General features: G+C 51.4%; 15 protein-coding genes. All 15 read right to left on the reverse strand.

What is annotated here, in order from left to right; all coding sequences use genetic code 11:
• Positions 1–9 precede the first annotated feature (9 nt).
• Positions 10–1,278, reverse strand: coding sequence for a CapA family protein (locus B5E82_RS15420; RefSeq protein WP_087308430.1), 1,269 nt, complete (start codon positions 1,276–1,278; stop codon positions 10–12).
• Positions 1,279–1,296: 18 nt separating this feature from the next.
• Positions 1,297–3,561, reverse strand: a complete 2,265-nt coding sequence (locus B5E82_RS15425) for an adenosylcobalamin-dependent ribonucleoside-diphosphate reductase (RefSeq protein WP_087308431.1) — start codon at positions 3,559–3,561, stop codon at positions 1,297–1,299.
• An 81-nt stretch (positions 3,562–3,642) separates the two neighbouring features.
• Entirely contained in the window at positions 3,643–4,119 is a 477-nt protein-coding gene (rnhA, locus tag B5E82_RS15430; protein ID WP_087308446.1) for a ribonuclease HI, read from the reverse strand.
• A 200-nt stretch (positions 4,120–4,319) separates the two neighbouring features.
• Positions 4,320–5,675, reverse strand: coding sequence for an NCS2 family permease (locus tag B5E82_RS15435; RefSeq protein WP_087308432.1), 1,356 nt, complete (start codon positions 5,673–5,675; stop codon positions 4,320–4,322).
• Between the two features lie 313 nt (positions 5,676–5,988).
• Complete coding sequence (locus B5E82_RS15440) at positions 5,989–6,732, reverse strand: Rpn family recombination-promoting nuclease/putative transposase (RefSeq protein WP_087308433.1); 744 nt, start codon at positions 6,730–6,732, stop codon at positions 5,989–5,991.
• Positions 6,733–7,072: 340 nt separating this feature from the next.
• Positions 7,073–8,554, reverse strand: a complete 1,482-nt coding sequence (gene spoIVA / locus B5E82_RS15445) for a stage IV sporulation protein A (protein WP_087308434.1) — start codon at positions 8,552–8,554, stop codon at positions 7,073–7,075.
• A gap of 109 nt (positions 8,555–8,663) precedes the next feature.
• Positions 8,664–8,867 (reverse strand): PTS ascorbate transporter subunit IIC, encoded by a 204-nt coding sequence (locus B5E82_RS15450; RefSeq protein ID WP_087308435.1) that lies wholly within the window; start codon positions 8,865–8,867, stop codon positions 8,664–8,666.
• A 19-nt stretch (positions 8,868–8,886) separates the two neighbouring features.
• Positions 8,887–9,912 (reverse strand): SPFH domain-containing protein, encoded by a 1,026-nt coding sequence (locus B5E82_RS15455; protein WP_087308436.1) that lies wholly within the window; start codon positions 9,910–9,912, stop codon positions 8,887–8,889.
• A 233-nt stretch (positions 9,913–10,145) separates the two neighbouring features.
• Positions 10,146–10,700 (reverse strand): HdeD family acid-resistance protein, encoded by a 555-nt coding sequence (locus B5E82_RS15460; protein WP_087308437.1) that lies wholly within the window; start codon positions 10,698–10,700, stop codon positions 10,146–10,148.
• 4 nt (positions 10,701–10,704) lie between these two features.
• Positions 10,705–12,525: an ATP-dependent zinc metalloprotease FtsH gene (ftsH, locus tag B5E82_RS15465; protein ID WP_087308438.1), complete on the reverse strand. Its 1,821-nt coding sequence runs from the start codon at positions 12,523–12,525 to the stop codon at positions 10,705–10,707.
• Positions 12,526–12,549: 24 nt separating this feature from the next.
• Complete coding sequence (locus tag B5E82_RS15470; RefSeq protein WP_087308439.1) at positions 12,550–12,951, reverse strand: hypothetical protein; 402 nt, start codon at positions 12,949–12,951, stop codon at positions 12,550–12,552.
• A gap of 319 nt (positions 12,952–13,270) precedes the next feature.
• The gene (locus B5E82_RS15475; protein ID WP_087308440.1) at positions 13,271–13,819 is read right to left on the reverse strand and encodes a TetR/AcrR family transcriptional regulator; all 549 of its coding nucleotides are present in this window, start codon (positions 13,817–13,819) and stop codon (positions 13,271–13,273) included.
• Positions 13,820–13,965: 146 nt separating this feature from the next.
• Complete coding sequence (locus B5E82_RS15480; RefSeq protein ID WP_087308441.1) at positions 13,966–14,766, reverse strand: ABC transporter ATP-binding protein; 801 nt, start codon at positions 14,764–14,766, stop codon at positions 13,966–13,968.
• A gap of 24 nt (positions 14,767–14,790) precedes the next feature.
• The gene (locus tag B5E82_RS15485) at positions 14,791–16,329 is read right to left on the reverse strand and encodes an ABC transporter permease/substrate-binding protein (RefSeq protein ID WP_087308442.1); all 1,539 of its coding nucleotides are present in this window, start codon (positions 16,327–16,329) and stop codon (positions 14,791–14,793) included.
• Positions 16,329–16,943, reverse strand: a complete 615-nt coding sequence (locus tag B5E82_RS15490) for a 4Fe-4S binding protein (RefSeq protein ID WP_087308443.1) — start codon at positions 16,941–16,943, stop codon at positions 16,329–16,331. The genes B5E82_RS15485 and B5E82_RS15490 overlap by 1 nt, the downstream gene beginning before the upstream one ends.
• Positions 16,944–17,271: the final 328 nt, after the last annotated feature.

A 17,271-nucleotide genomic window follows, 5' to 3' on the forward strand; every position in this document is an offset into this window, starting at 1 on the left:
TTTGCTTCTTCATTCTCCTGAAACATCTGCATCCGTCTGCCGGCTGACTCTTCCCCCGCTGTCGATCGAAATGCCGGAGGAAAGGCCTTCCATATTCCGATAAAAAGCTTCCGTCTCATCCTCTTCCAGCAGCCGCATGCGGTTTGCTTCACTGACGCAGGGAATCAGGCGGATCTCCGTTCCGTTTTCCCCGAAAGTCAGCTCCACCAGCATACTCTCGTAGGTGCCGTTGTTAAAAATAAAATTTCCAAGGCTGTAAAAAACCGGCTTTCCCTGATAGTATTCGATCCCCTGGAGCACGTGGGGATGCGCTCCTATCACAGCGTCAGCTCCTGCATCGATATACTGTTTCGCCAGGGTCCTCTGATATTCTTCCGGCTGCGTGCTTCTCTCCACGCCCCAGTGCACGTAAACCACCGTAAAATCACAGCTTTCCTCGGCTTTTTTGATCTGTTCCACCAGCGCTGACGCGTCGTAAGTAGTAAAGAGTCCCGATGTACTGGACGATGCATTCCAGGAATACTCGGGGATCACCCGGCTGGCTCCCAGAAACCCGATGGTTCTGCCGTTTACTTCAAAGGTTTTCAGCGCTTTTGCTTCCTCCAGGTTTTCTCCGGCTCCCACATGGGCGATTCCCGCGCCGTCAAGGGTATTCAGGGTCTCTGTAAGGGGACTGCGCCCAAAATCCAGCATGTGGTTATTGGCAAGCGTCACAATATCCACGCTCAGATCCGAAAGCACGGAAATATAACCCGGGTCCACCCGAAAAGTGTATTCCTTTTCCGCCATGGCTTCTCCGGTCGTTCCGAAAGGAAATTCCTGGTTCAGCATGAAAATATCCGCTTCCCGGAGCGCAGAAAGAAGCCCTTCTGAGGCCGCGGCTGAAATTCCCTGCTGGCTGTATTTCGTCTGAAGCAGATCCGTAAGAAACAGATCTCCCGCAAAAAGCATCTTTACGGGACCTGCGCCGCTGTCTGTCCTGCTGTCTGCCCCCGCATCCGCGCCGGCAGACGCGGCTGTTCCCTCCCCGCCTTCCGTTTTCCCGGCGGCCGGAGATTCCGTCCCCTGTTCCGCTGTATTTTCCGCAGTCTGCGTTTCCCCTCCTGCCTGTTCCTCTTCCTTCGGTTCAATTACGTATACCTTCGGAATCTCCGCGTCGCTTTCACCGGCCTCTGGAATCCAGAAAAGCCCTGCTGCCAGGCAGACTGACAGACTGAGAACAAGCAGTCCCGCGCACAGAAGAACTCCTCTTGCCAGATATTTCAGAAATGCCCGCATTCATCTCTCCTTTGCCGCTCAGGAGCATTTACTCCATCCGCAGTTTTTGCAAATATTGCAGCCGCCCTCAAAGCTTAAGGGCTCCCCGCACTCGGGACATACCACCTTCGCCTTCTTTTCGGCCACGGCTTTGGGCTTCGGCACCGGCTTTGCCTCTCCGCCCTCTTTGATTCTTCGCTCCTTCAGCTCCTCCTGTACCTCCAGGTACATATCCAGAAGCGCGTTTCCTACCGCCATGGGACAGCAGGACCCCTTGCTGGTATCCCCCTTTGTGGCCCTGCGCACCGTATAGGAAGGACAGGAGCCTGTGGAATTCAGCTGGTCAATGATGGTATAGATATCTATGCCGCCCCGGGCGCTGATGGAAATCATACGGGACAGGCCAATCATAAAGTTATTGCAGCCGCCCGTAGACCCTTTGCTCAGGTATATCTCAAGAAGGGCGCCTGTATGGGGATCAAACAGGGCGATACAGTGCAGGCTTCCGCAGCCTGTAATGAGCTTTCTCTTCTTTCCCAGCACATCATCGTTCACTTTGATGATCTCGCCCCGGCCAAGGCCTTCTCCTGCGGCCACGCCCTTTTTCTTATCTGTGCTTAAGATTCCCACCCGTTTACAGCCGTCGCGGAAAATGGTGATTCCTTTCAGGCCTCTTTCATAAGCATAAAGATACAGGCGCTCTGTCTCCTCTACCGTAAAGGAATTGGGTACATTCACCGTGGAACTGATGGACGCGTCGATATGCTCCTGCCATACGGACTGCATATCGATCCGCTGCCGGTAATCCAGCGTCATGGCTGTCACAAAGAAATCCGGCAGACTTCCTTCGTCTTTTATCTTATGGTCTTTCATATACCGCTCCACAATCGGAGTGTACACTTTATAGTAAACGTCACTTCCGTGCAGGGATTCCGTCTTTCTCTCATAATAATTGGCATAAATAGGCTCGATGCCGCCGGAAATACCAAGCATGGTAGACAAAGTTCCCGTGGGCGCAATCGTCAGCAGCTGGGAATTACGCAGTCCGTATTTCTGCACCAGCTCCCGGGTACGCTCAGTGGTATTGTGCAGGAAATAGGGCGTCTCCATGATTTCTTCCACATTGCACCTGGGGAAGGCTCCTTCCTCCTTAGCCAGGAGCGCAGAAGTCTCAATGGCAGTATCCGCCATGGCAAATCCTATGCGGTCACAAATCTCCACCGCTTCCGCTTCTCCATAGGTGAGGCCCAGCTTCAGCAGCATGTCCGCCAGCCCCATGATCCCAAGGCCGATCTGCCGCCAGTCTGCCACGCTCTCCTGCTGCTCCTTTAAGGGATGCAGAGGCAGCCCCTCGTCCAGGACCTCATTAAGAGCTTTCACACAAATCTTCACGCAGTCCTTAAACAAAGCGAAATCAAAATAAGCGTTATCCTCAAAAGGATTCTGCACAAATTCCGACAGATTCATGCTGCCCAGAAGACAGCTTCCGCCTGCGGGCAGCGGCTCTTCCGCGCAGGGATTTACGCCCGCATAGGAGAAGGACTTCGTATTGGAGAGCAGATTCCACTCTTTAATCCGATCCCAGAACAGAGCTCCCGGCTCCGCGTAATCCCAGTTTGTCTCCGCCAGGTGATGGAACAGATCCCGGGCCATAATCTTCTTTTCTATCTTCTGTCCTGTCTCTTCCCTGGTATAGTGAAGGGTGAAAGGCCTGTTTTCCTTTACCGCCTCCATAAACTCATTGCTGACCCGGACGGAGATATTGGCCTTTGTCACCTTATTCAGATCTGTCTTCAAATCTACGAATTCTTCCACATCCGGATGGGAACAGTCAATGGATATCATCAGAGCGCCCCGTCTTCCGTTCTGCCCGATGAGGCTCGTTACAAGGGAATAGAGTTCCATAAACGACACAGCCCCGCTGGTCTCCTTGGCCGCGTTATTGATCGTGGCTCCTCTGGGACTTAAGCCCGAAATATCGATGCCGCAGCCGCCGCCGTAGCTGTAGGTCCGCGCAAGCTTCGTGGCGCAGTTGAAAATACTTTCGATATTATCTTCCGGCGGCGTAATCACATAGCAGTTGGACAGGCTGATCTTCTTTCCATGACTCTGAAGTCCCCGGTTGGACAGAATCCTGCCGCCAAACAGAAACTTCTTTTCCTTAATCAGCCTCGCTGCCTCCTGGTTTCCTCCGCTGATACGCGTAATCCACTCTTCAAAATTTTCATTCTCAAAGCAGTATTTCTTCTTCCAAATGTCGATTCCCAGCTGGTTTTCTGCCCCCAGCCACTCTTTTTCATCCATTTCTTTCCCCACTCCAATCCATAGATATAGTTGTGTAATTTCTATACTAGCACAAGATATAGATTTCCTCAAGAGGTATTTTTATGCCTCCAGCCCCTCATCCTCGATAAGCTCTGTGCCATCCGCAGCCGATGTGGCCAGAAAATCACACCTCTCGTTCTGCTCATGTCCGTCATGGCCTTTGACCCAGATAAATTTCACCTGATGAGGCTCCTTTGCCTTCAGAAGCCGTTTCCAGAGATCCACATTTTTCACGGGTCCAGAGCTTCCCCTCCAGTTCTTTTTCAGCCATCCCTCCACCCAGTGCTTATTAAAGGCGTCCGTCACATATTTCGAATCCGAATACACCTCCACCTGGCAGGGGCGGTTCAGGGCTTCCAGCCCCACAATCACAGCCATCAGTTCCATCCGGTTGTTCGTCGTCCGTTTATAGCCCTGGCTGTACTCCCGCACATGGAGCTGTCCTTTCGCGTCCTCACAGGTCAGAATTACTCCGTAGCCTCCCGGACCGTCCGGATTTCCTCTGGCTGCCCCGTCTGTATAAATTTTTACAAGCATACTTATAAACCTCCAAGCGCTTCTTTTCTGACTTTTCTTTCTGCTCCGTCCGGGATTCTGAAGCGCCGCAAAGTCCTGCGGCTTCCCGGTCCGGATTCTGCGGATCAGAAAAGGGGGACACACCAGCCGGTGTGTCCCCCTTTGATGTTCTATCCTATTTTACCTGATAGCCTTCAGGAATGCAACCTGTCTTCCGCCCTTTACAGCAGCGCCAGCAGAACAAAATTCAGCACAAACAGGAAGGTGCATACCCAGAGAATCGGATGAATCTCTTTTGTCTCCTTCTTGCAGATCTTTACGATACAGTAGAAAATGAAGCCTGTGGCAATACCATAGGAAATACTGTAGCACAGAGCCATCACAAAGCCTGCAAAGAATGCCGGAATCGCCTCGCTGAGATCTTCCCAGTTAATCTCTCTGAAGGAAGAAGTCATCATGATACCTACCGCCACAAGAGCAGGAGCAGTCGCCGCGAAGGGAACCGCGCTTACAAAGGTGGCAAGGAAGGCGGAAAGCGCAAAACAGATAGCTACTACTACAGAGGTAAGACCGGTGCGTCCTCCCGCTCCGATACCGGAAGCGCTCTCCACGAAGGTTGTAGTGTTGGAAGTTCCGAACAGAGCTCCGATGGAAGTAGCTGTCGCATCCGCGAACAGAGCCTTGTCCAGTCTGGATTTGAAGCCTGCGCTGTTCTCCATCATCTCCTCATCCTCAGCGCTGAAGATACCGCTGCGGCGTCCGGTTCCGATAAAGGTTCCGATGGTGTCAAAGGTATCTGTGATGCTGAATGAGAAAATCGTGATCAGCACCAGCGGAATCTTGGCCGGATCAGAAAACAGGGTTCCGATGCCGCCTTCCTTGAAAATGGCAAGGAATGTGGTCGGCAGAGCCGCGCATGCCTCAGAAAAGCTTGTGGTATCCTGGGGAGATGTTACTCCAAAGGGAATACCAATCAGGGTAGTCGCAATAATCGCAATCAGGATTGCTCCCTTTACGTTGCATACAAGAAGCACAATCGTCAGAATCAGGCCAATGATAAATACCCAGAATGCCGGCTGATTCAGTGTAGCCAAAGCGGGAACGCCGCTGTCAAAAGTGATGATTCCCACGTTCAGAAGTCCGATATACGCTACAAAGATGCCGATACCGCCGCCGATTGCGTTCTGCAGACCTGTCGGAATCGATTTGATAATGTATTTCCGAACCTTTGTCACAGTGATCAGGATATTTACCACACCGCAGATGAATACCATGGACAGCGCCTGCTGCCAGGTAAACCCAAGTCCGAAGCATACGGTATAAACAAAGAACGCGTTCAGGCCCATACCGGGTGCCTGCGCGTAGGGAACGTTCGCCACCAGACCCATAACCAGGGTTCCAATGATAGAAGCAATGATCGTAGCAAGGAACACAGCTCCCCACTCCATGCCGGACTGGGACAGAATGCTGGGATTGACCACAATGATGTAGGACATCGCAAAGAATGTGGTGAGTCCCGCCATAATCTCAGTGGAAACAGACGTGCCGTTCTCTTTGAGTTTGAAGAATTTCTCCATTACATAACCCTCCTAGTTTTCTCGCCCCTTTCGGGGATTTGCAGGTTGTCCGATCTGCCGCGGAATTCAAAACTTTACACAGCTTCAAATTCTTCCGGCGATCAGAAATACCCTTCTATGGTAGCACAGAATCTGAGAAAAGTCCATGTAATGGAACCGATTTTCACTCTTTCGGATTTCCTATAAATATTCATTAGTTATTCTTATAAATATCCGTACCCTCAGTTGCCAAGGACACTCGCGCCTTTTGTCAACTGAGGGTACCAATTCTCTTGTCTTATGTTCCCTCTTATCTTTCTTCTTAATTTCCTGTTTAAATTCCGGCCTCTTCTCTGAATTGTCCGATGTTTTCCGCTTTTGCCGCCAGCTTCAGCCAGCTCTTCAGCTTTTCCAAATCTGTTGTTTCCTGAATCGTCCTGCAGAGCTCTTCCGGAGCGGTCCCCAGTTCGGAAAGAAGCTCCAGGATATCTTCCGCTTTTCCTTCTGCTTTTCCTTCTGCTTTGCTTATCCTTCTGGTCTCCTGTACATCATACGCTTCAAAACTGTCAAACAGCATCTGAAATTCGCCTCCTTTGATCTGATCCGTGAACTGCTCCACTTCCCTGCGGGGCACATTCAGGCGGTAAAGAAAGACTGCTATGATTTTCCCGATCAGCTCCAGCAGATACTGCGGCGTCTTTTCCGAAAGTTCTTCAAAATACTCTGCCGGAATCTCCTTCAAGGTTTTGAAATCCCCGGAATTTCGCAGCTTGTTGATAAGCATAATCAGCGACAGCTCGTCTTTCTTTTCTATCAGTTCCCCATTCGTATAAGAAGCTATCGGCACTACAAGATACTCAAAATCAGGGATGTACTTCCCCAGGACCTCATTCAGGTATACCCTCTCTTTAAAATGCCTTACTGCCGTCCACTGGCTCGTCCCTTCATAGTATACGATGGGAATAATCGGCGGATACCTGAATTCTTTTGTCCTGGTAATGCCCGGCCTCTTCTTTTCCTCTTCTCTTTCGTAATCCGTCAGCACCATGACCGTGTAGCGCAGCAGCTTAAACGCCATGTCATAATGCACATGTCCGTATAGCCGCGCAGAAACTGCGCGCACAGAATGGGATCATCAAAAATAAGCTTCGCGCCATTGTCATGGATCTTTGTGTTATCCGGCCCATTTTTCACATTTCTTCCTCCTTCCGGGGAAATATGAAAAACGGACCTCTGCTGCTGATTTTATTATAGCCGCTGTGCCGGAAAATGACAATGAAAATCCCTTTTTCATATTTCCGCATTATTTTGTTTCCGGGAAATTTTGATTTCAGACCGAAATCAAGAATTATCTACAGCTGCACAGGAGCCGGCGCACAAGGGACAATATGGTTCCCTGTGCGCCGGCTCCTGTGGCTTCAAATAATGATGCAGACCAGGCCGCCGCTGCTCTCGTTCACAATCTTCTGCATGGTTTCCTGCAGCTTTGCCTGGCTCTCGTCTCCAATCTGATAGATTTTGCTCCGGATGCCATCCTCCACCAGTTCTTCCACGGACTTTCCGAAAATATTCGTGTTCCAGATTCCCGCCTCCGAACTGCCGCTGTCTTTGAGGAAGCGGATCAGATCCTGTGCCTGCTCCTCACTGCCTACGATGGGGGCAATCTCTGTCTCGATGTTTGCCCGTATCATATGGATGCTGGGCGCGACAGAACGAATCTTTACGCCAAATTTATTGCCCTGGTGGATTATCTCCGGCTCTTCCAGCGTGATCTCTGACTGATCCGGCAGAACCACCCCGTATCCCTTCTGACGGACAGAAGCCACAGCTGATCCCACCTTTTCATATTCCTGCTTCATGCGGGACAGCTCCCGGATCAGGGCAATCAGCTCATATTCTCCCAGGATCTCGCTTCCGGTCAGCTCACTTAACAATTCATAATAATACTTCTCATCAATTTCCAGCGTTACCTGGCCGCAGCCGCTGTCCATATGGATCGCGTCCAGTTTGACCCGCTCAATATACGGACTTTCTGTCTGGAGATTTTCTGCCCTAAGTTCCCGGATCGTGCTGATCCGCTCTGAAATCTGCCGGATGCTCCCGATAATATCCTGCTTGATTTTATGCTCCACAGGAAGCATTTCCACCCATTTGGGAACATAAAATTCCAGCTTCGCCAGGGGAAACTCATAGAGAATCTGCTCCAGAATCCTGGTGATATCCTCCTTTTTCAGCTGTTCGCAGTTCACCGGCAGAACGGAAACTCCGTATTTTTCTTCCATCTGCTCCGCCTGAATCCGCACAGCCTCGCTGTATGGTTTTTCTGAATTCAGCAGAATGATAAAAGGCTTTCCCAGCTTCTTTAACTCTGCCACAGTCCGCTCTTCCGGTTCTATGTAATTCTCTCTGGGAATCTCCCCAAAGGAGCCGTCACAGGTCACCACGATTCCGATGGTAGCGTGATCTGTAATGACCTTCTGCGTTCCCAGCTCCGCAGCCTGGGAGAAGGGAATCTCATAATCAAACCAGGGCGTCTTCACCATCCGCTCTGCTCCGTCCTCGATATGACCCTCGCTTCCCGTCACCATAAAGCCCACGCAGTCGATCATGCGGACCCGCACTTCCACATCATCGGAAATTCTCACGGCCGCGGCCTCTTTGGGTATGAATTTGGGCTCCGTGGTCATAATTGTCTTCCCCGCCGCTGACTGAGGCAGCTCATCCCTGGCCCGGGTCCGGGCGTGCTCATCCTCGATGCCCGGCAGCACGCAGAGATCCATGAACCGCTTGATAAACGTGGATTTTCCGGTGCGCACCGGTCCTACCACCCCCAGATAAATCTCGCCTCCCGTCCGGGACTGAATGTCCCTGTACAGGTTATATTCGGAACTTTTGTCCATAAAAATACCCCTTCCATATATACTGCTACAATATATGCAAGAGGTATTTTCCCTATGTGTTTCAATTTTGTTACTATTCGCAGCCGATTCAGCGAATCCGCCCGGGACGTTACTCGATCTCGATGTCCAGAGGCTTATCGAGTTCTTCCGACACATATTTGCCGTTCTTTTTCCGCTGCCGCACACATTCCGTCAGAAGATATTCTATCTGTCCGTTCACAGAACGGAAATCGTCCTCAGCCCAGGCGGCTATCTGGTTGTACAGCTTTGTGGAAAGGCGGAGCGGGATCTGTTTTTTCTGGTTATCTGCCATAGGCTCATTTCCTGTCTAATCAGTACAGGCTGCCTGAATTTACCACAGGCTGGGCGTCATGGTTTCCGCAGAGAACCACCAGAAGGTTGGATACCATGGCGGCCTTACGCTCGTCGTCCAGCTCCACCGTATGCTTCTCATCAAGGCGCTCCAGCGCCATCTCCACCATGCCGACGGCTCCTTCCACGATCATCTTTCTGGCATCTATGATTGCCGAGGCCTGCTGTCTCTGCAGCATCACTGCCGCAATCTCCGGAGCGTAAGCCAGATACGTAATGCGCGCTTCCAGAATCTCCAGGCCAGCGTCCGCCACCTTGCTCTGAATCTCGTTCCGGATACGCTCTGCCACTACCTCACTGGAACCCCGCAGGCTCCCCTCATCCGCAATGCCGTCTCCCGTGGTGTCCACACCCGGAGCCACATCATAGGGATAGATGCGGACAATATTGCGCAGCGCGCTGTCGCACTGAAGAGAAAGATATTCCTTGTAATTATCCACTTCAAACACAGCTTTCGCTGTGTCCACCACACGCCACATGACCGCGATGCCGATCTCCACCGGGTTTCCCAGGCAGTCGTTGATCTTCTGCCGGTTATTGTTCAGCGTCATGATTTTCAGGGAAATCCTTTTTCCCGTGGCTTCCACAGTGCCTGCCTGGGCCGCCGCGTTCATCAGCATCTTTCCCGCGTCATTCACGTCTCCACTCTGGTTCAGCCTGGTCTTCGCCGCCGGATTGACCGCCGTACAGAAAGGATTTACATAATAGAATCCTTCTTCCTTCAGCGTTCCCACATAGTTACCAAAAAGTGTCAGCACAAGAGCTTCCTGAGGCTTGAGCACCTTCAGTCCGCACAGAGGAAGCCAGCCAAGAGCCATCCAGAGCCCTCCGATGACGATCATCGCTACCGCCAGAGGCATCAGCGTCCCTGCCTCTGCCATTACACAGCCTGCCGCGAAAATTCCGATCCCCGCCGCATACACCAGTAAAATCAGAAACAGCATCGCCAGTCCGTTCTTTTTCCCTTTCAGTATTTTTTCCTGCATCACGCATACCTCCTCTTTTTGATATCAAAATCATATCACAATAATATTTATATGTCAATGCGCTTTCCCACGTGCCCCTGCAAAAAGACATGGCAGAAAAAAGAACCGGGCGGCAGAAGGACCCGCGTCCAGGCAGGCTTTTTCCCCCGGACGCAGGTCCCTTTTTTCTCCTTTTTCTTTCCTTTTTTCCTTCTCTTTTTTCTCTGTTCTCTCTCTTTCTTCCGGCTTCTCTCTTACCAGCGGGAATCCATATCACCCTTTCTTCCGCTGAATGCCAGCACAATGCTGTCGATGCCTAGCAATACCAGATAACAGCCGATGATCGTATCCAGGGATAGAAACGCTGCCGCAGGATTGAACAGCATCAGCACTGCCAGAATCAGCCCCAGAATATTCAGTACCAGCGTCAGATAGTAGCTGAAGGGATTCAGGAATTTCAGAATGCGGGGCTGGGTGGCCAGTCTGGAAATGCAGTGGGCCAGAAACCACAGCGGAAACAGAACCGCGGCCGCTATGCTTCCCGCTCCCGGATACACCAGAAGCATGACGCCGGCCATCACGCTTAAAATTCCTGAAATCAGCGATAATATGGGGCCGAAGCCTGTATAACGCTCCATTTTTACATAAAACAGGATGTCCGCGATACCGGTCAGAACCGCCAGCAGTCCATACAGGAGCACAAGTCCTGTCAGAGCCGCGCCTGGATGGCTCAGGGTCCATATTCCAAGAATCACCAGCAATATTCCTATTATAAACTGCATCCATCTGAAGCCCGAATATCTTCTCATCTCTTTACGCCTCCTTACGCTCCAGAATTTCCATGAATTCCCCGCCTGTGATCGTTTCCTTTTCATACAGATAAGCCGCCAGCTCATCCAGCTTCTTCCTGTTCTGCTTCAGGATTTCCACAGCCTTCGCATGTTGTTCCTTCACAATCGCCACGACCTTCCCGTCAATTTCCTTCTGCGTCTCAGGCGAGCAGGCCAGAGAGGTATCTCCGCCCAGATACTGGTTATTCACCGTCTCCATGGCCGCCATATCAAACTCATCGCTCATACCGTACCGGGTAATCATGGCACGGGCCAGCTTCGTGGCCTGTTCGATATCATTGGAGGCTCCTGTGGTAATCTCCCCGAATACTACTTCCTCGGCAGCCCGTCCGCCGGTATAGACCGCAATCTTGTCCTCGATCTCCTTCTTGGTCAGAAGATATTTATCGCCCTGCTCCACCTGCATGGTATAGCCCAGAGCGCCCGACGTACGCGGAATGATTGTAATCTTCTGCACCGGAGCCGAGTGAGACTGCATGGCCGCCACCAGCGCGTGTCCCGTTTCGTGATAAGCCACCACGCGCTTTTCCTGATCAGAAAGCACGGCGTTCTTTTTCTGATAGCCTGCGATAACTACCTCGATGCTTTCCTCCAGATCTGCCTCCGTTACATAGGCGCGTCCGTCACGCACCGCGCGGAGAGCCGCTTCGTTCACGATATTTGCCAGTTCCGCTCCTGAAGCGCCTGACGCCATCCGGGCAATCGTGTGGAAATTCACATCATCCGCCAGCTTCACCTTTTTCGCGTGTACCTTCAGGATATCCTCCCTGCCCTTTAAATCAGGCAGTTCCACGGGGATACGCCTGTCAAAACGGCCGGGTCTTGTAAGGGCCGGGTCCAGAGACTCGGGCCGGTTGGTAGCCGCCAGAATCATAACTCCGTTATTTCCCTCAAAGCCGTCCATCTCTGTCAGCAGCTGGTTCAGAGTCTGTTCCCGCTCGTCATTGCCGCCCATCTGGCCGTCACGCTTCTTTCCGATGGCGTCAATCTCATCGATAAAGACGATACAGGGGGCCTTTTCCTTGGCCTGGCTGAACAGGTCGCGGACCTTCGAAGCGCCCATACCTACGAACATCTCCACGAATTCCGAACCGGAAATGGAGAAGAAGGGCACGTTCGCCTCTCCGGCTACTGCCTTGGCCAGCATGGTCTTTCCTGTTCCGGGAGGGCCCACAAGAAGAACGCCCTTGGGCATGGATGCTCCCACCTCTGTATATTTCTTCGGGTTATGCAGATAATCCACAATCTCAGCCAGACTTTCCTTGGCCTCCTCCTCGCCTGCCACATCATCAAACCGGATGCCCTTGGTAGACTGCACATAAATTTTCGCGCTGCTCTTTCCCATGCCAAAGGCCATGGAATTCTTTCCGCCCATCTGCTCCATCAGCTTCTTATTCATGTACTGCCCCAGAGCGATAAAGATAATCAGCGGCAGCAGAAAAGTCAGAAGACTGGTCAGCAGGGAAGGCGAGCCGTCGTCCATATTCCGGTCAAAGACCGCGCCTGCGTCATAAAGCCGCTGAGTCAGCGTGGGATCTTCCATGACACCCGTTCTGTATATCTGAGTATTATTCTTATCCGTAAACAAAATCTGGGTATCATCTACCTCCACACTGCCAATGTTCTGTTCCTCAATCATGTCCATAAAGGTTCCATAATCCACATCTGTCACCTGAGCCCTGCTCAGCATCGGTGTCAGGAAAAGATTCACCAGCACAATGACAAGCAGCACAATGCCATAGTAATAGTACAAAGGCTTCTTTGGCGATTTCACTTCTTTCATGTTCTTTCCTCCATTTCTATGTGCTTAAGAAAGCTCCTCTTCCGCCTGTTTTCCAATTGCCTCCAGAGAAATCAGAAGCGCCCGGTCCGCAGCCTGGCTGGCAAAATCCAGACTGTATTCTGCCAGCAGCAGCCATTCCTCCGGAGACATCTTTTTCTGGCCGCCTTCCATTTCATTCCTGGCCCCTCGGACCGTTTCTTCCATTTTTTCATAGATTTCTGATATTTTCCCAGCCATCTCTGACCTGCTGAACTTCAGCCTTCTGCTTAAGCTCTGCTGCTCCTCCTCGCACTCTCGGCGGATGAGCTTCGTCTCTCTTGCCAGGCTTTCTCTGTCAGAAGTCTGACTGAACTGAATTCTGCTGTGAAGTCTGCCCAGCTTTTCATCCAATTCGTACAGCTTCACGGAAAGCAATTCATGAGCCATATATACCGCACTCCTTTCCTCTTGCAGTCCTTTATTCCCGCGTCCTTTGGCGGATGCCGCGAAGGTCAAAGACCCGCCCCTTGCGGCGCTGCCAGTTTGATGCCCCGCTGCTTGCAGCGGGGTATCTGCCTTCTCTCACCAGCCAAATTGTAGCAGAGCTCTTCCGCAGAAACCATGATCAGAACGCTCTTTCTGTATAGACAAAAAGGCCAAAGTGTAAAAATTCTTTACACTCCGGCCAATTCTGTAAAAGTATTTTCCATGTCATACCTGCAGGGCTGACGCTGGATAAGAATTTATGCTGCATAACAGACAGCTTTCAGAAAGCTTCTCCGCTCATGGGCGCCATTTCACCCTTCAGAATCCGGTAGACACTGTGAACAATATAGTCCAGATCCTGCGTGTCCTTTTCCGTCCAGCTCTGCAGAAGCCCCATAAGCGCGGCACAGTGATAACGGATAATCATTCCCGCATCCTTTCCACTGTAATCCTGATACAATCCGCTCTCCACAGCGGCCTGTTCAAAGAAAGCATAAAAAGTCTCTCTTATAATCTGCTCCATCTCATCCCGATAATTGGAAGTCATGCCCTGACGCACAAAGGGCTTCGCGTTCAGCAGCATCAGGAACAGATATCTGAGCTTTTCTTCCGCCCCTTCCTGTTCCATACATTCCTGAAGCAGTCTTTCCGTTCCTCTCTTTATAATCCAGCGGAACAGATCCGGGATATCCTCGAAATGGTAATAGAAGGTCTGCCGGGTGATACTGCATTCTTCCACTATATCCTTCACCGTCAGCTTTTTGACCTTCTTTTCCAGAATAAGCCGTCCTGCTGCCTGCGCGATCATCTCCTTCATATCCACTGCCATGTTCTGTGTCCGTCCTCTCCTGCCGCTTATCCTTTACGTAGTTTTCCGTTTTCACTTTATCATGACGGACCGTTTTTTTCAAGCCAGACCTTTTACTCTTCCATACCTCTCATCTGCGGCTGTCGGTGCCTCCTGGCAGCGGCTTCTCAGTCCCGCTTCTCCCCCGCGCCGCTGAACTCACACTCTGCCAGACGTTCCTCCGGCAGATGGCAGATACGCCGTTCCTGATCCACCAGCTTTTTCACAAAATCTGTGGCCGGATGCCGGACAAGCTCTCCCGGAGCGTCATACTGCTGAACTTCGCCCTTGTCCATGACAAGCACCTTTGTGCCAAGCTTCAGGGCCTCGGAAATATCGTGGGTCACGAAGAGCACGGTGATGCCCGTCTGCTCGTAAATCCGGCGCAGCTCCGTCTGAAGCTGGGAGCGCGTCAGTTCATCCACGGCTCCGAAGGGCTCATCCATCAAAAGGATTTCCGGCGAAGCGGCAAGAGCCCTGGCAATGCCCACACGCTGCTGCTGGCCTCCGGACAGCTCTGAGGGATAGCGGCTTTTCAGTTCTTCGTCCAGTCCCACAATGCGCATCCACTTGCTGACCGCCTCCTTTGTTCTCTGCCTGTTTCGCTTATTCAGCAGATTCGGAACATAGGAGATATTCTGCTCCACAGTCATATGCGGAAAGAGGACGCTTCCCTGAATGGCATAGCCGATATTTCTCCGAAGCTCCGTCTGATTCCTGTCCCGTATATTTTCTCCATCTATCAGAATGTCTCCCTCCGTGGGGGAAAGAAGACCGTTCACCATCTTCAGGGCTGTAGTTTTGCCGCAGCCGGACGAGCCGATGATGGTGACGAACTCTCCCTTTTCAATGGACAGATTCAAATCCTTCAGGATCACCTTGTCTCCATAGGCTTTTTTTATATGCCGAAACTCAATGACTGTCTGCATCTTCCGATTCCTCCTTTATCCCTTCTATTTCAAAAGCCCGCGGGCATCCAGGAACTCCTCTGCCACATCCCTGGGCTCCCGTCCTTCCGTCTCTACCTGATAATTCATCTGCGCCATATCATTGTCCGAAATAATGCCTGTCACCTTCTCAAACACCTCATTCAGCTCCGGATGCTCCTCCAGAACCTCGCTCCGGATGATGTTTCCGCAGAGATAGGAAGGGTAAAACTGTTTATCGTCCTCCAGAACCACCACATCCGAGGCCGAAAGCTGTCCGTCCGTGGTGAACACCACCATCACGTCGATCCGCTCCTGGTTCAGCGCCTGATATTTCAGGCCGATATCCAGGTCCATGGTCTCCTTAAAGGAAAGTCCATAGGTCTCGCAGAGAGCGTCATATCCGTCTTCCCTCTCGAAGAAATCATACTCCGCTCCGAAAATCAGCTGGTCTGACACTGCCGCCAGATCCGAGTAGGTCTTTAAGCCATACTGTTCCGCGATCTCTCTGCGCACCACCAGCCCGTAGGTATTGTTAAAGCCATACATGCCGGCCCACTGCATGGAATAACGCTCCTGGTATTCCTGTTCCATCTCCTCAAAAAGGTCCTCCGTATACAGACCTTCCTCCTTCAGAACCATATTCCAGGCCGTTCCCGTATACTCCGGATAGATGTCAAACTCTCCGCTCTCCATGGCCGGCTGGATATTGGAGGTTCCGCCGCCCACGCCCTGGGTCAGCTCCACTTCCAGATCCGTATCCTGCTCAATCAGAATGTCCAGCATCTCTCCCAGCACATACTGCTCCGTCATGGGCTTGGTCGCGATATGAATGGTCTCTCCCTTTCTGGAGGACAATGCCGCCGCCAGAATGGCAAGCAGGCAGAGAAGCAGCGCCGCCAGTCCCAGAAAACGGTTCGTCCTCTTTGCCCTGGCGCTGCGCTTCGTCATACGCCGCTCAATAAAACCGAACAGGAAATCCAGCAGAAGCGCCAGAAGGGCCGTCAGAAGGCTGCCCGCCATGGTCATGGCCCCCTGGTTCGTGGTAATGCCACGGTAAATCGCCACGCCCAGGCCGCCGGCTCCGATAAAAGAAGCGATACCGGCCAGGGCAATGGTCATGGTCACCATGCTCCGGATGCCGGACATAATCACAGGCATCGCCAGGGGCAGACGGATCTTAAACAGAATCTGCAGACGCGTGCTTCCCATTCCTTTCGCCGCCTCCAGGATGGCCGAATCTACATTCGTCATACCGGTATAGGTATTCCGCACCATGGGAAGCAGGGCATACACGGTAAGAGCACTCACCGCTGTGGCGTTTCCGACGCCGGAAAAAGGAATCAGGAAGCCCAGCATGGAAATAGACGGAATCGTATACAGGAAATTCACCGCTCCAAGCGCAGGCTTCGCCGCCTTCTGAAACTCACTGATAAACAGACCGAAGATTCCTCCGATTACAATCGCAATCAGAATCGCCAGCAGAGAAATCTGCAGGTGCTCCAGAACCAGTCCCGCAAAAAAATCCTTCCTTTCCCAGAGAAGACTTCCTATCTCCTGCAGCATTATGCTTCACCTCTCCTTTCTATAGCCTGTACGGGGCAGTTTTCCTGACATAATCCGCAGTGCAGGCAGTTTTCCTGCCGGATCACATAAGGCGCGCCCTCTTCTATGCACTGCTGGGGGCAGTTCCGCATACACTCCCCACAGCCTATGCAGGCGTCTGTGATCTCAAATCCTTTTCGTCTTATTCTTCCCCTTCCAAGGCAGAAGCTTTCCCGGTAAATCGGATTTTTTCCCAGATCAAAGAATTCTGCCTCTCCTTCCTCTATGCAGAATGGTTCCAGGATATACCGGCTTTCTCCCGGGTATACTCCTTTCATGGACGGATTTTCCTCAAAAATACGGTCAATCCATGCTTTCTGATCTGAAAGCTTCCGTACCTTTCCGCTTACCCTCACCATCTGGTATTCCCGGTTCAGCCCTGTGACTGCTGCGCGGCCGGAAGAGATAAGCTGCCGGTAGAAGTCCTTCCCTCTGGCTGTGCAGAAATAAAGCTTTCCCTCCTCCACCAGCATCACATCGATCATCCGCACCTGAGGAAACCCATCCTCATCTGTCGTGGCGAAAGCAACATCCTTCACATTCCGCAATATCTGCAGACATTCCTGCGCTGTCATTTTGCATTTTCCTCCTGTCATTCCTCTGAATTCTGTTTTTTTGAATTCTATTTTTGAATTCTGTTTTTTGATACTGTCTCCGCTGTCTTCATTTGTAATGTCCCGTTGACAGCCTCCGTCTTTAATGCTATTGTATGGATATAGAGACAGATTATAAAGTAAGCACAAAAAAGTGCTATAGTTACCCAAAAGATACTATTGTGTGAAATGGAGGCTTAGTGTGAAAGAAAGTAGAGGCCAGCCGAAAAATGGCGCACTGAAACAAGCTATTGAAAAATAGCCATTTGAAACAAGGTTGATTTTGTTGAGATATGCTAAGAAGCAAGCA

It is taken from the genome of Lachnoclostridium sp. An138, assembly GCF_002160765.1.
GTDB lineage: Bacteria > Bacillota > Clostridia > Lachnospirales > Lachnospiraceae > Laedolimicola > Laedolimicola faecalis.

Excerpts from the sequence above, each read along its gene's own strand:
- B5E82_RS15490 (WP_087308443.1), bottom strand. The coding sequence starts at position 16,943 with ATGACAGCGCAGGAATGTCTGCAGATATTGCGGAATGTGAAGGATGTT.
- B5E82_RS15480 (WP_087308441.1), bottom strand. The coding sequence starts at position 14,766 with ATGCAGACAGTCATTGAGTTTCGGCATATAAAAAAAGCCTATGGAGAC.
- spoIVA (WP_087308434.1), bottom strand. The coding sequence starts at position 8,554 with ATGGACAAAAGTTCCGAATATAACCTGTACAGGGACATTCAGTCCCGG.
- B5E82_RS15455 (WP_087308436.1), bottom strand. The coding sequence starts at position 9,912 with ATGCAGGAAAAAATACTGAAAGGGAAAAAGAACGGACTGGCGATGCTG.
- B5E82_RS15420 (WP_087308430.1), bottom strand. The coding sequence starts at position 1,278 with ATGCGGGCATTTCTGAAATATCTGGCAAGAGGAGTTCTTCTGTGCGCG.
- B5E82_RS15485 (WP_087308442.1), bottom strand. The coding sequence starts at position 16,329 with ATGCTGCAGGAGATAGGAAGTCTTCTCTGGGAAAGGAAGGATTTTTTT.
- B5E82_RS15460 (WP_087308437.1), bottom strand. The coding sequence starts at position 10,700 with ATGAGAAGATATTCGGGCTTCAGATGGATGCAGTTTATAATAGGAATA.
- B5E82_RS15440 (WP_087308433.1), bottom strand. The coding sequence starts at position 6,732 with ATGGCGTTTAAGCTGCTGCGCTACACGGTCATGGTGCTGACGGATTAC.
- B5E82_RS15475 (WP_087308440.1), bottom strand. The coding sequence starts at position 13,819 with ATGGCAGTGGATATGAAGGAGATGATCGCGCAGGCAGCAGGACGGCTT.
- B5E82_RS15425 (WP_087308431.1), bottom strand. The coding sequence starts at position 3,561 with ATGGATGAAAAAGAGTGGCTGGGGGCAGAAAACCAGCTGGGAATCGAC.
- B5E82_RS15470 (WP_087308439.1), bottom strand. The coding sequence starts at position 12,951 with ATGGCTCATGAATTGCTTTCCGTGAAGCTGTACGAATTGGATGAAAAG.
- B5E82_RS15435 (WP_087308432.1), bottom strand. The coding sequence starts at position 5,675 with ATGGAGAAATTCTTCAAACTCAAAGAGAACGGCACGTCTGTTTCCACT.
- ftsH (WP_087308438.1), bottom strand. The coding sequence starts at position 12,525 with ATGAAAGAAGTGAAATCGCCAAAGAAGCCTTTGTACTATTACTATGGC.
- rnhA (WP_087308446.1), bottom strand. The coding sequence starts at position 4,119 with ATGCTTGTAAAAATTTATACAGACGGGGCAGCCAGAGGAAATCCGGAC.
- B5E82_RS15450 (WP_087308435.1), bottom strand. The coding sequence starts at position 8,867 with ATGGCAGATAACCAGAAAAAACAGATCCCGCTCCGCCTTTCCACAAAG.